This window comes from Aeromonas sp. 61P, from assembly GCF_051919545.1.
GTDB lineage: Bacteria > Pseudomonadota > Gammaproteobacteria > Enterobacterales > Aeromonadaceae > Aeromonas > Aeromonas veronii.
On sequence record NZ_JBQBEL010000001.1, the window covers coordinates 366,705 to 380,272 of the forward strand.

Annotated in this window: 13 protein-coding genes; all 13 read right to left on the bottom strand. The window is 57.0% G+C overall.

All coding sequences use genetic code 11. The features are described from left to right. Nucleotides 1-2: 2 nt before the first annotated feature. Nucleotides 3-488 carry a rod shape-determining protein MreD gene (mreD, locus tag ACTG2O_RS01790; protein WP_005340054.1) on the bottom strand — a complete coding sequence of 162 codons (486 nt, stop codon included), beginning with the start codon at nt 486-488 and terminating at the stop codon, nt 3-5. Further along, on the bottom strand, nt 488-1,378 hold the full coding sequence (gene mreC / locus ACTG2O_RS01795; RefSeq protein ID WP_005340053.1) for a rod shape-determining protein MreC: 891 nt from the start codon (nt 1,376-1,378) through the stop codon (nt 488-490). Before mreC ends, mreD begins: the two co-directional genes overlap by 1 nt. 42 nt (nt 1,379-1,420) lie before the next feature. After that, a complete protein-coding gene (locus ACTG2O_RS01800) occupies nt 1,421-2,461 on the bottom strand; it encodes a rod shape-determining protein (RefSeq protein WP_005340051.1) in 1,041 nt (346 codons plus the stop codon). A 204-nt stretch (nt 2,462-2,665) separates the two neighbouring features. Then, nucleotides 2,666-6,409, bottom strand: a complete 3,744-nt coding sequence (locus ACTG2O_RS01805) for a DUF6701 domain-containing protein (protein ID WP_026035084.1) — start codon at nt 6,407-6,409, stop codon at nt 2,666-2,668. Beyond that, on the bottom strand, nt 6,409-6,834 hold the full coding sequence (locus tag ACTG2O_RS01810; protein WP_156808828.1) for an MSHA biogenesis protein MshP: 426 nt from the start codon (nt 6,832-6,834) through the stop codon (nt 6,409-6,411). Before ACTG2O_RS01810 ends, ACTG2O_RS01805 begins: the two co-directional genes overlap by 1 nt. Before the next feature lie 37 nt (nt 6,835-6,871). Beyond that, complete coding sequence (locus ACTG2O_RS01815; RefSeq protein ID WP_019446491.1) at nt 6,872-7,762, bottom strand: type II secretion system protein; 891 nt, start codon at nt 7,760-7,762, stop codon at nt 6,872-6,874. A 38-nt stretch (nt 7,763-7,800) separates the two neighbouring features. Further along, the gene (locus ACTG2O_RS01820) at nt 7,801-8,361 is read right to left on the bottom strand and encodes a type IV pilus modification PilV family protein (RefSeq protein ID WP_439975273.1); all 561 of its coding nucleotides are present in this window, start codon (nt 8,359-8,361) and stop codon (nt 7,801-7,803) included. Beyond that, nucleotides 8,348-8,833 carry a pilus assembly FimT family protein gene (locus tag ACTG2O_RS01825; RefSeq protein ID WP_019446489.1) on the bottom strand — a complete coding sequence of 162 codons (486 nt, stop codon included), beginning with the start codon at nt 8,831-8,833 and terminating at the stop codon, nt 8,348-8,350. Before ACTG2O_RS01825 ends, ACTG2O_RS01820 begins: the two co-directional genes overlap by 14 nt. A 46-nt stretch (nt 8,834-8,879) precedes the next feature. Continuing rightward, on the bottom strand, nt 8,880-9,314 hold the full coding sequence (locus ACTG2O_RS01830) for a prepilin-type N-terminal cleavage/methylation domain-containing protein (protein ID WP_019446488.1): 435 nt from the start codon (nt 9,312-9,314) through the stop codon (nt 8,880-8,882). Nucleotides 9,315-9,328: 14 nt separating this feature from the next. Beyond that, entirely contained in the window at nt 9,329-10,000 is a 672-nt protein-coding gene (locus ACTG2O_RS01835; protein WP_439975274.1) for a type II secretion system protein, read from the bottom strand. Nucleotides 10,001-10,077: 77 nt separating this feature from the next. After that, nucleotides 10,078-10,539 carry a hypothetical protein gene (locus ACTG2O_RS01840; protein WP_005340030.1) on the bottom strand — a complete coding sequence of 154 codons (462 nt, stop codon included), beginning with the start codon at nt 10,537-10,539 and terminating at the stop codon, nt 10,078-10,080. A gap of 88 nt (nt 10,540-10,627) precedes the next feature. After that, entirely contained in the window at nt 10,628-11,848 is a 1,221-nt protein-coding gene (locus ACTG2O_RS01845) for a type II secretion system F family protein (RefSeq protein ID WP_019446485.1), read from the bottom strand. 3 nt (nt 11,849-11,851) lie between these two features. Beyond that, nucleotides 11,852-13,561: an MSHA fimbrial ATPase MshE gene (mshE, locus tag ACTG2O_RS01850; RefSeq protein WP_439975275.1), complete on the bottom strand. Its 1,710-nt coding sequence runs from the start codon at nt 13,559-13,561 to the stop codon at nt 11,852-11,854. Nucleotides 13,562-13,568: the final 7 nt, after the last annotated feature.

The window sequence follows — 13,568 nt, forward strand, 5'->3', positions numbered from 1 at the left end:
ATTTACCTGATATTGAAGCGGCGCCGCACCTTGCGCAGCACCAGAAACACCCAGGGCCATATTAGCATCGTCGTCAACGTCGACCAAAAGTAGGAGAAGTTGAGACTGGCCTGGCTGAACAGATGCTCGGCCCAGAATACCGTCATTTTACCCACCAGCGAGAGGCCACCGATGATCAGTGCCTGCTGCCAGAGGGAGAAGTTGCGGATCTTCTGGAACTGGAAGGCCGCCAGATAGGTAGTGATGGCCATCGCCATCGCCCGCACGCCGAGGGTGCTGCCAAGCAGCACATCCAGCAGCAGGCCCGCCACCCAGGCGGTGCCGACGTTGGTCCGATGCGGCAAAGCCAGTGCCCAGTAGATGAGCACCATGGCCAGCCAGTCCGGACGGAAGGGGTCAAATTCGAAAGGAAGCGGCAGGATCGACAGGCTCAAGGCCAGCAGGATCGAGATCCAGATCCAGATCCTGCCGCTGGCGGGTTCTAGCATCAGCGGGTGGCTCCTGCGGCGGACGCAGCGGGAGCCGCCCGTTCGCCATCCTCATCATGTACTTCAGGCTTCTTGTCGGTCCACAGCAGCAGCAGATAGCGCAGCCTGTCCAGCTCCACCAGCGGCTTGGCCTCGACCTGGGCGAAGGGCTTGCCCTCCACATACTCGGAGCGGGTCACGGTCGCCACCGGATAGCCTTCCGGGAAACGGCCACCCAGACCCGAGGTGACCAGCAGGTCACCCACCTGAATATCGGTGTTGCGCGGCAGGTTGCGCAGCTCAAGCTTGTCGAGCTCGCCACTGCCGGAGGCAATGGCGCGCAAGTCGTTGCGCAGCACCCGCACCGGAATACCGTGGCTGGAGTCGGTGATCAGCAGCACGCGACTGGTGGTGGAACCCACGTGAAGCACCTGACCAATCACACCCTGATCGTTGATCACCGCCTGACCGTTGTAGACGCCATCCAGGGCCCCCTTGTTGATCAGCACCTGATGGCTGAAGGGGTCGGAATCCACCGACAGCAGCTCGGCCACCATCTTGCGGGACTCCTTGTGCACCGGCGAACCGAGCAGCTCACGCAGCCGCTGGTTCTCGTGCTCCAGCTGATCCATTTTGAGCAGACGGGCACGCAGGGTGAACAGCTGTTGCTCCTGCTGCTTGGTCTGCTCGATGAGATCGGCGCGGGTCTGCACCTGGGTCGACATGGTGTCGAGCAGGGTACCGGGCGCATTGGCCATGTACTGCAGGGGACTGACTAACGAACTGAGGTAGACGCGGACATGGGTAAAAACACCGAAGCGGGAATCCGCGACGATGGCAGCGATGGAGATGATGACGGCGAGAAACAACCGTAACTGAAGCGAAGGGCCTCTACCAAAAATGGGTTTCATGGGTCGTCAAAAAAGAGCCGGCACGCTGGCCGGCTTTGGGTCTTATTCGTAGTGGAACAGATCGCCACCGTGCATATCGATCAGCTCCAGCGCCTTGCCGCCGCCACGGGCCACACAGGTGAGGGGATCTTCAGCCACGACGACAGGAATGCCGGTCTCTTCCATCAGCAGACGGTCGATATCTTTCAGCAGTGCGCCACCACCGGTCAGCACCATGCCGCGCTCGGAGATGTCGGAAGCCAGTTCCGGCGGAGACTGCTCCAGCGCCACCATGACGGCAGCCACGATACCGGACAGCGGCTCTTGCAGCGCTTCCAGGATTTCGTTGGAGTTGAGAGTGAAGCTGCGCGGTACACCTTCAGCTAGGTTGCGACCACGAACTTCAATCTCGCGCACCTCTTCGCCCGGATAGGCGGAGCCGATCTCGTGCTTGATGCGCTCGGCAGTCGCTTCACCGATCAGGCTGCCGTAGTTGCGACGGACGTAGCTGATGATCGCTTCGTCAAACTTGTCGCCACCGATACGGACGGACTGGGAGTAGACCACACCGTTCAGAGAGATGATGGCCACTTCAGTGGTACCACCACCGATATCAACAACCATAGAACCGGTCGCTTCGGATACCGGCAGGCCGGCACCGATGGCAGCAGCCATAGGCTCGTCGATCAGGTAGACCTCGCGGGCACCGGCGCCCAGTGCGGACTCCTTGATGGCGCGACGCTCAACCTGGGTGGAGCCGCACGGTACACACACCAGCACGCGCGGGCTGGGGCGGAAATAGTTGTTGTCGTGAACCTGCTTGATGAAGTGCTGCAGCATCTTCTCGGTCACGTAGAAATCGGCGATCACGCCGTCTTTCATCGGGCGGATTGCGGAGATGTTGCCCGGGGTACGGCCCAGCATCTGCTTGGCGGCATGACCGACAGCAGCGACCGATTTGGCGTTCCCGCGCTCTTGGCGAATGGCGACAACTGAGGGTTCGTTAAGGACGATCCCTTGATCTTTTACATAGATCAGGGTGTTGGCAGTTCCCAAATCGATCGACAGATCGTTGGAAAAGACGCCTCTGAGCTTTTTGAACATGGCTACGGGAAATCCTAAGAATTTGGAGGTGCAGAAAACCGGCTAACTTTACCAATGCCCACCCCAATGGGCAAGCGCTCAAACTGTCGCCAATCAATCAGGCGCGACAAAAATGCGAGTCATCACTCACTCGCACACGCTTGCAAACACTAATAAACAAGGATTTAGGGGGATGCTGTTGAGCCAACCCCCCTTACACATCAATTACTGCAATACTTCGCGCCGATAAATAATTCTGTCATTACCCCGGCTGGAGCCGAAAATGGCCTCACCTTGCAGGTTGCCGTCATTGGCACTCGTTGGGTCAGACAACCAGAGTGGCGATGATGGCTGTTTTGCCAAATCGACCTTGTAGGGAATGCGCACCGAGATGTCCGGCTTGGCAAAGTGGAACAAGATCTCCCCGTCTTTCGCCAGTGCAGCATCCCCACCCGGTGCAGAACTACCCAACCCCAACTTTATCTTGCGACCCGCCCCCAGATTCAGCTCGCGAGTCGCCGCATCAAAGGTGTGACTCGGATTGAGGAAAATGAACCCCTGATTGGCCAAAGAGAGCTGGGTACATTTATCTTCCTTGTTATCTTCCTTGTTTTGCAGCCAGTTGCCCGCTTCGTAATATTGCATCTGCAGTGGAATGGCCAGCGGCGCCGAGGCCAGGCCCGCCGCCGTACCAACCTGCAGGCGGCCGTACAACAGCTTTTGAGTACCCAGCAGCACCGCATTACACCCCGATCCGGAACATGTCCCAGCGACAGCAGTATTCATATTTGGATTAGCCAACAGTGTATTGCCGCCATCCTGATCATCGACTTTGAGACCAAAGCTCAACGTGGCGAAAGGTGCTTCTGGACTCGCTGCACGATCAAAGCGGGTATTCAGCCCCAAAGGTGACTGCTGATTAACGCTCGCAATACCACTTGCCCAGCTGAGCGAGGGAGATAGTGTAATACGCTTGTCTCGCGCAACCCCATCCAGAGCATTGGCAGCCACCATCTCAGCAACCCCTTTAGCGAACGCCCCCTGATAGTTCTCTGTCGTCCCTTTCTGCAGATTGCGTGCAGTGAGGACAAAACCGCTGGCAAAGGGCTGGCTCATATATGTAAAGGCATTGCAGGCAGGCGTGATAAAACCATTACTCAAACTGTAATCCCAGGGTACGAAGCGGCCCACCGGCATGCTGCTGGCGGGAGGGATGGTATAGCCGAAATAGCCCGTAGATATAGTGCTTCCTTCTGGCGACTTTGCCGCCGGTGGCGTCGCCGTCATCCGGAACACTCCCACCTCGCTCACGGTCTGGCTAACGTTATTGGCACTGTTGGCCGCAGCCACATGGCTATAGGCGGTAGTACCCAGCGTTGCATTGGTGCCCGGATTGGGTGCCACCAGCGTACTGCCCAGAGCAATATTGGGCAGGGAAAAGTTGGGCGTAGTCTGATTCCCGACGCAGATATCCCCATCATTGGCGGATTCCCAGGCCATCGCCTTGATATCTACCTGGAACGCCTCCCCCGCTTTTTTGAAGACCGGACAACTGCTGTCACCAGCCGCGCAGCCCCCTTGCGGGGGCGTAATGCACAGGCCGACCGGACGTGCCACAAACGTGTCGGCCCCCTTCATCACCAGACCCGCCGTCTCACCACTGCCATTATGACTGGCTGAAAGCTGCATCTGACCCGCATCCGGGTAGGTCACTTTTTTCAAGGTCGCTTTACCCTGATTATCAAAAGCCAGGTTAAGGGTGGTTGGCGTTGGTGAAGGAACACTGGCGGCATAGGTAGCGATGGCATTGCCATCTATCGAGATCTTGCTACCAAAGTTATTGGTATTTGGATTGTTGTACGTTCCCCAAAAGCCGACAGACCTCACGCCGGTAAATCCGGGCACACATTGCTTGGTAATGTCGTCTTTTTTGACCGCACTGATAGTCACATCCTGAGGCTGGTTGGAATAAGTATCAGGCACATCAAAGAAGAAACCGCTATCGGCAAAGTTCAGGGTACAGGCTGCCGCACTGGGCGTACCGGCCCCGGCCTTGCACAAGGTGGTACTGAATGGCTTGGTCGTCGGAGTCGAGCCGGAAACGCCTATGGTCACCGCGGTCGGCGTATTGTTGCGCAACTGCACCGTGGTCGAACCGCTGCTAAAGGTCACCGTATTGCCGCCAATCCAACCATTGCTGGCAGAAGTTGGGGTAAGACTCAGGGTTGCAGTAACCGGGTCTGTGATAAGCGTGGAACATGCTGCATCGGCGCACGCCTTGACCGTCACCGTCTCGGGATTGCAGGTCAGTGGCTGACCGGAGTGATCAAGTTGGAAATGATCAATCTGCACCCCGATCGGGTTGGAGCGCAGGGCGCAGATCTGGATATCATCCAGCTCATGGTTATTGTTGGCGCCTCCAGTTGACCCTGTAAGCGACAGCAAAAAATCTGCAGGAACCTGCTCCTGCCCAGCGGTCGCCATCGCATCGAATGGCGCAACCAGGGTACTAAATCCGGAGCCAGTGTTTCTATCCAGCGAGACCATGGAGCGGCCAGCCACACGTGAATCAATCCTTAACCGATAGAGATGGCCGGGCTGGGCGGAACTGGTGCCACTCACATCAATCTTGGGATTAAGATTGGCCGCCGTGCCTGCCAAATAGCGATAACTTGAACCGACGCCCCCCCGAATCGCAATTGCTTGAGCACGGAATCCCGGGCCACCAACTTTTCCTTCATTACCGTTGGAAAAGTTTCCATATTCGTCAAGACCGACGCCAAGCCAACCACCGGCAAAACCGGGCGTTCCATTATCACGTTGAGCATAACCGAGCGCGCCACCAAAACTACCAGGCTGCGGGGTTACTGTCGCATCAGAAAGAATCACCGCTAATCCATCCCCCCCGGTATTAAACCAAGTGGGTGACCATGCATAATAACGAAAGGTTACTTCAACCAAGTTGTTTGCAGCCGGGAATAAACGCTGATAGGTAGCAGAGGTGGCCTGATTGCCAATATTTCGGGTCATCCGCAAGCGACCGCTCTGAATAGATGGCAACTCACTATTATTTCTCTGAGATACAACCCAGTTATCGCCCAGACTTGGTCTCGAAAAATCGTCACTGAAACATTGTGACAATGGGGTATCAGCACTTATATTTATCACTGCATTGTTATACATCAATAAATTGCGAGCACTGACTCGACCATTGATAACAGAACTACCTTCCATTGTTAGCGTTTGATTGCTGTAAACATAGCCATCAACACGACTGCTGCTATTCATAGTTATACTGTTATAGCCAAATAATAGAATAGAACCACCGTTTGCACGTAACAAGCTGGCATTTTCTAGTGATGTAGAGTTATTGACAAATATTCTTACCTGTCCAAGAGCCTCAATGAGGCTACCACTAAATAGATTCAACGAATTTATATAATAATCACCAGCCGGAAGAATGGCCTTGCCACCATTATTGATTGTTAATGTCCGTAGTCGGTATTCACTCTGGCTATCTGAAAAAGTGAGCCTGCAGCCATTATTAAGTGTGAGGTCTCGAAACTGACTTTGCACATTTGAACCAATGAGCAGTGAAGAGTTACAGGTTACGTTACCGCCTGCGTTAGAACTGGTTAAAAATACGTTTTCACCGGTGATGGGTAATGCAAGCTCCCGGGAGCCCGCGATGGTACAACGCCGATCTCCACTATCAACTGTATCGCAACCTCTTTCTGGTAATGGGGAGTTTGAAGAACAAAAATTTAAATCAGCCCCTTGTGTACCATTGATACGAGCAGTGCCATATTGTTCCAGACGCCCCCCACTACCGGTTGAGCAGGTACCTCCACCATCACCTCGATGCCCTTGCGCCACCGCGGGAAAAAAGGTTTCACTATCAATCTGCTGAAACGCCCCTGCTGCGCCACTAAATAGCCACACGGCTGCGACGATCCATAAATTGCGCATCAGGGAGTTCCTCCATCATAAGCTTCGACCATCAGGGTTCGGCTCACGGCAAAATCAGGGTTGGCACTGTTAAGGTCGGAACTGCCACAGGTTCCGACACTCTCGAGACGATAGCCATTGGTCACAGATCCGTTGTAGGTCACCGGCACCGTGGCGCAACGAACCACAGCCTGACAGTTGGTCAGCCCTGGATTGCTGGCAAAGCTGAATGGGCTGCTTGCCAGGCAGACTGCAGGTGGGTTCGGTTGGGCAAGCGTGCGCTTGGGGAACAACCGATAGAGCGCCACTTCCAACCCGCTCTGGGCGACCAGCAGAGCCCGCACGCTGCGCACCTCCACGGTATTTTTCTCACCGCTATCGACCAGAAAACGGCCCATTGCAGCCGCCAGCAGCGCCATCACCACAATCACAAACAGGGCGATCATCAAGGCACTGCCTCGCATCCGTCCGAAAGCCTGTGGATCAGGGCACATTGAACACCTCTATCTTGTGGTTGAAGGTGACCGACTCCCCCTTGCGTTCGAACACAAAGCGCATACCAAACTCCCCTTCGGCGTTAAACGCCGAGGTTTCCCGATAGAAGGTGCCAATACGAAGGGAATCCGCCATCAACACGCCCTGTGCAGGTAAGGATGCTCCAATGGAGGCAGTGGCACGGGTCAGCGTGTTTCCTTCCACACAGTAGCGAACCTGCTGGTTGGCAAAGTAGACCCGGCTGCCTGGAGAGAGGCCAGTCAGACTCTCGGTGCTGGTATAGCGGATGGTTTGCGCTCCGGATACGGGCGTCAGCACATCGGTAACCCTGGCTACGCAGCGGCCATAATCGCAGCCTGCCGTGAGCGAACCGACTTTTTTGTCCGGCACGGGGAAGACGATCAGCTGATCATCTTTTTTGACGGCAGTGGCATCCACATCCAGCGGATTGGCAGCAGAAGCCGGGGTCGCCATCACCAGCTCAAGGGTGGCCGTGCTCCCCGACATGGCGCGGTTAAGTGCCAGATAGCGGCTCGAGGTGCTGATGGGCCAGAACCGCAAACAGGCGCCGGTGTCGACCCATGTCCCGCCAGTCGTCTCGATCCGCTCCGATCCCGGCACCGCATCGCGCAGTTCGCGGTTAAGCCGCTCCATGGCGAAGCGGGCATCGCTCATCAGCTGCTCGCGGCTGCTGGCATCGCCATAAATCTGGGTACCGATACCGATAAACTGGCTGGTAAACGTCGCCATTATCCCGAGCAGCAGGATAACCATCACCAGCTCGACCAGGGTAAAGCCACGATTACCCTGAGGTTTACGGTCGGTTCGATTGGCCGCCAGGCGTAATCGAACGCCGGAAGTGGTTACAGGCGCGGACATTCGGACAGGCAAGCAACACCCGACAGCGGAGCGATCCATCAGTAATTACCCCGATAAAAAGAGAAGTCGAGCACGCTCTGATCCGGTAGCTTGATCTGCAGATCAATGCGCTTGCCCACCGAGCAGGGCGCGGCACAACTCTTGAAGGTGCCGTCGCTGAAATCGGCTCCACTCACCGCAATTTTCACCTGATAGTTGCGATACTCCTCGCTGCTGACTCCCACCTCAGGTTGGGTCAGCGTGTTGGCATCCACCCAATTACCTGCGGTATCGAAATCATCCACATCGTTATAGGCATAGGATGCGGGCTCGCCATCCGGGCCATAACTGGTGGAGCAGGAAGAGATGGTCACCCCTGCCACCTGCTCGCCACAACGATAACGACCACCGTTATGATCCGAATGTTCATCAAACGACTTTTGCAGGATCTCGCCGGAGAGGCGCTGGGCCAACTGGGCGGCACGCACCTGCTGCACCGGATCCACCGCCTGCGGCGCCTGATTGATGAGTAACCCCAATATGCCGGTCAAGGCCACCGCCAGCAGCACTATGCCGACGATCAGCTCAATCAGGGTGAAACCACGCTTAAGGGATCTCATGAATAAACCCCTCGGATTCAATCTTGATACGGCTGGTTTCACGACCATCGGTGACTTGCAGCTCGCAGCCACCGGCGCAGCTACCAAGCGGGCGGCCCATCTGATCGAAGCGGAGTACGAAACTTTTGTTGCTGTTCAGGGAAAGAGTGATTCCGTCAGAGGCGGTCACCAACCGACCACGGGTGTGCTGATTAGCATTCCAGCTCGATATGGCCGCAGGATTATCACATGGGGATTCTGTGCTGTGGCCAAATTGGCCAGATTCAACAAGTAGTGAGGTACAACGATTGGCCGGTTCGTGCATATTGACGGTCTGTACCAGCCGCAGCCGGGTCAGCAGTTCGTCACGTACGGTTTGAGTTTCAAAGCCGCCTTTGCCCAGCCATTTGGGCACGGCAAAGGCGGCTAGAATCCCGAGTAACAGGATCACCATTACGAGCTCGATAAGGGTAAAGCCTCGTATTTTGGACACTGATACTCCGACTAAAAATGGGAGGGTTTCCCCTCCCCAAAATGTTTTATTTACCGCAATCAGTGGCTACAGCAATGCTTGGTGCACTTCCAGCAGCACCAGGTTGAGTGTAAGTGACCGAGCACTTGCCATTGGCTTGATCATTAGGCTTGAAAGTACCAGGAGTACCTGACACAACAGCCCAACCGTCCAGAGTAACAGTCTTGTCAACATCAGTAGTGGTTGGATAACCATAAATAGTGTTAACAGTGGTACCTGCAATTGAGACAGCCCCTGAAGTTGACTCAATTCCTTGAATAGCGGCTTTGCTATAAACCATTTGTGAAGCACTCTGCAGCGATGCTTTAACTCCATCAGCAGCTGCTTTACGAGCATCATCCTGCAGATTCAGGAACTTGGGTGCAGCGGTGACCGCCAGAATACCCAGAATGATGATCACGATAACCAGTTCGATCAGGGTAAAACCCGACTGTTTTTTCATTTCACTTTCCTCTGTTAATTAATATTTGTGGTCACCTGACCGGACGCCGGACGGTAACTGAAACTCATAAATGCATCAGTCTTGCCTTGCGGATCCTGATACTTGCCATCACTGCCCTTACTCAAACTATTGACCAAATAGTAACGGCAGACCGAATCCAGTCCATTACTGCTCACTGTGGCATAGTATTTCAGGTCATTGCCGCTACCGCGCACTTCATTGAAGCTGGCCGTAGCCTTGGGCGGGTTTTGCAGTAACCCTTCCCAAATATTGAGACAACGTTCGGCGGTCAGATTAGCGGGATCCACATCGGGATTACTGCTTGCAACGGTATCCATGGGATAGCCGGGCGACAGCTCGCCATTGCTGATCTGGGTATCGGTCGGAGTGGTCAGATAGAAGCGGCTGCCGTCATAGAGCACGGTATTGAGGCTGTCCTGTTTGGCGCGACCTTCCGCCTCCCATTGAGCACGCACCAGCGAAACGCCGGTAGCAAAACCGCCGGAGACTCCCTCGACGCTGGCCTTTTTCGCTTCATCTGTCACATCGAGAAAGCGCGGCAGTGCAGTCACCGCCAGGATCCCCAGGATCACGATAACGATCACCAGCTCAATGAGGGAGAAGCCGGCAGACCGTCTCCTCATCCCGTTTTCCGGCATTGTTGGTGCCATTGGTTTCATTGTCATGCTCCCTCCGTAATGCCCTACATTATTTCATGCAGACCCAAAAAAATCATGTAGTTGGGTCATATGATTAGTTTCATTCAAGGCTTTTTCATCACCCGCCCGTCAGAAAACTGATAAACCAGCCAATAACCATCCCACCCCATCTCGCAACCACTGCCATCGGGGCGGGCCAGAACCTGCAGGGGAGGCATGCCCCCCTTCGTCTCACCCATCAGTGCCAACCACAACTGGCGGCAATTTTCCGAAGGTGATTGCAGCGGCACCAGCCCCAGGGGCCACCCTCGGGCATCAAACTGCCACCCCTTGCCAGCGACATGCAGTGTCTGCGGGCGCCGCTCATCGAGCCAAATGCCGTGCAAACGCTGTGCCCGCTCGGCAAATTGCTCCCCCAGCAAGGTGAGAGTGAGCTGCTGCGCCTCTTCCCGGTGGCCCTGATAGCTCCGCACCAGGGTCGCCACGATCACCATCAGCAGGATGATCACGGCGATCCGCCGATATCCGGTCAGCCAGCGATCATCCTGCTGCGTCTGTCTGCTCATCCAGCCCTCGACTCCACCGATCACTTGCCTCATACGGCTCGCATCATGTCCCACCACTCAGGTGTGAAGATATCCAGTTCCAGCAAGATTACTTGCCGCGAACTGCGCGCATCATGTCCCACATGGGGGTGAAGATACCCAGAGCCAGGATCAGTACCATCACCGCCACGATCCCGATCAGGATCGGCTCGATCCGAGCGGTGAGACTCTTGAGGTCATAATCCACCTCCCGCTCGTAATACTCGGCCGCTTCGTGTAGCAGGTCATCGACCTGACCGGTCTCCTCCCCCACGGCGATCATCTGCATCACCAGCGGGGTGAACAGGCCGCTGCTGCTGGCGGTGCGCAGCAGGCTCTCGCCCCGCTCGATACCGGCGCGCATATCCCGCACCCGCCCCGCCATATAGGCGTTATCCACCGCATCGGCCACCAGGGTCAGCGCCGTGTTTAGCGGCACCCCTGCCTTGAGCATCATGGAAAAACTGCGGGCAAAACGGGCCAGCAGGGAGCGCTCTATGATGGTGCCGACGATCGGCAACTTGAGCTGCCAGCGGTGCCAGGTCAGCTTGCCCTTGGTGGTGGCGACCCAGCGGCGCCAGCCGAACACCATCCCCGCCAGAATGGCGAGCAGCAGCCACCAGTAGTGGACGAAAAAGTGGGAAGTCGCGAGCAGAATGCGGGTCGCCAGCGGCAACTCCACCCCGAATTTGGCGAACATGCCGGCAAACACCGGGATCACCATGATATTGAGGATCACCATGGCGATACCGATGGCGATCATCACGAAGCTGGGGTAGCGCATGGCGGTCTTGATCCGCTTGCGAGTCTCCAGCTCCAGCTCGAAATAGTTGGCGAGCTGCAAAAAGGCCTCTTCCAGCTGACCTGTGTTCTCACCCACATGGATGATGGCAACAAACAGGCTGCTGAATACCTTGGGGTGCGCCTGCATCGAGCTCGAAAGCGGGCGACCGTTGCCGAGATCTTCCCCAAGCGAATGAAGCGCCCGCTTGAGCGGCTTGCTGTGAGTGCTCTCCTCCAGCCCGGCGATGGCGCGCAGGATCGGGATCCCGGCCCGGGTCAGGGCATACATCTGGCGGCTGAAGATCACCAGCTCATCCAGCTTGACGCCCCCTTCCAGCAACAGTGACCAGTCGATGGCAGCGGATTTGGCCTTGCCCGGTTTGAGCTCGGTGGGCATCACGCCACGGCGCATCAGCTGTTCGGCGGCCGCCATCTCGTTGGCCGCTTCGACCACGCCACTGGTGGCGTTGCCCTGGCTGTCACGCCCCTTGTAGGCAAAGTTAGCCATCGCTTACCCCAAATCCTCGGCCAGTCGCAGCACCTCATCCACCGAGGTGATCCCCTGACGGGCATAATCGAGGGCCGTCAGGGCCAGCGGCCGATAGTGTTCATGTTGACGGGCCGCCTTGGCGAACCCTTCCGCATCATTGCGGCGCAGGGCATCCATCATCGGCTGATCCAGCTCCAGTAGCTCGTAGACCCCGATCCGGCCGGAATAACCGGTAAAGTTGCAGCTCTGGCAACCCCGGCCCTTGTGATAGGTATGCTGGCCAGGCGCCTCGCCGGAGAGCACGGTGAGCCAGGTGGCCTGCCCTTCGTCGGGCGCCTTCTCCTCGACGCAGTGCTCACATACCCGCCGCACCAGCCGCTGGGCGACCACCGCCCGCAGGGCACTCGCCACCAGATAGCCGGGCGCCCCCATGTCGATAAGGCGCAAAGCACTGGTCACCGCATCGTTGGTGTGCAGTGTGGTCAGCACCAGGTGACCTGTGATGGCGCCACGCAGACCGATCTCTACCGTCTCGTTGTCCCGCATCTCGCCCACCAGCAGGATGTCCGGATCCTGACGCAAGGTGGAGCGCAGCACATTGGAGAAGGTGAGGCCGATCTTGGGGTTGACCTGCACCTGATTGACGCGGGAGAGACGATACTCCACCGGGTCTTCTACCGTGATGATCTTGTTGCTGGACTGGTTGAGCTCGGAGAGAGCGCCATAGAGGGTGGTGGTCTTGCCGCTACCGGTCGGGCCGGTCACCAGAATCATCCCGTGCGGGCGTTTGAGCTGGCGACGGAAACGGGTCAGGATCTCAGGCGGCATGCCGGTCTCGGTCAGCGACAAGATGCCAGAGGATTGATCCAGCAGACGCATCACCACCGACTCGCCATATTGCACCGGCATGGTGGACATCCGCACATCCACATCGCGGCCGCGCACCTTCATGTTGAAGCGACCATCCTGCGGCAAGCGCTTCTCGGAAATATCGAGCCCCGCCACCAGCTTGAGACGCAGCACCAACGCCTGGGCGATGCGCACCTCGTTGAGGATGTTCTCGTGGAGGATGCCGTCGATCCGCTGGCGAATGCGCAGCACCTTCTCGTCCGGTTCGATGTGGATATCCGACGCACCTACCTGCACCGCATCCTCGAACAGGGAGCGCAGCAGCTTGGCCACCGTCGCCTCTCCCTCGTCGTTGGCCCCCAGATTGCTGGAGCCCAGCTCGAAGCCGGAGTCCTGATATTCCTCCTGCAGCTGTTCGGCGAAACTCTCAATCTCGCGGGTACGGCGATAGAGGCGGTCGAAATACTCCAGCAACTGCCCTTCCCGCGCCACTGCCAGCACCATGATGCGCGGGCTGAGCAGGGCGGCGATGGCATCCAGCGCGCTCAGATCCGCCGGATCCGACATGGCCACCGTCACCTTGTCGTCGGTGAGGTTGACCGCCAGTGCCCGATAACGGCGCGCCTGCACTTCGGGCAGCAGCGGCACCGCGGCGGCGTCGATGGTGAGGTTGTTGAGATCGAAGAAGGGCACATCCAGCTGGCGGGCGAGGAACTGCAACAGCTGCACCTCGCTGATAAAGCCGAGGTCGATGAGAGTGGTGCCCAGCTTGCGGCCGGTCTGACGCTGCTGCTGCAGGGCAAGCTGCAGCTGATCATCAGAGATGATCTGCTCTTGTACCAGCAGGTCGCCGAGGCGCATTTTCAGTCTGGGTTGTACCATGTTTGCT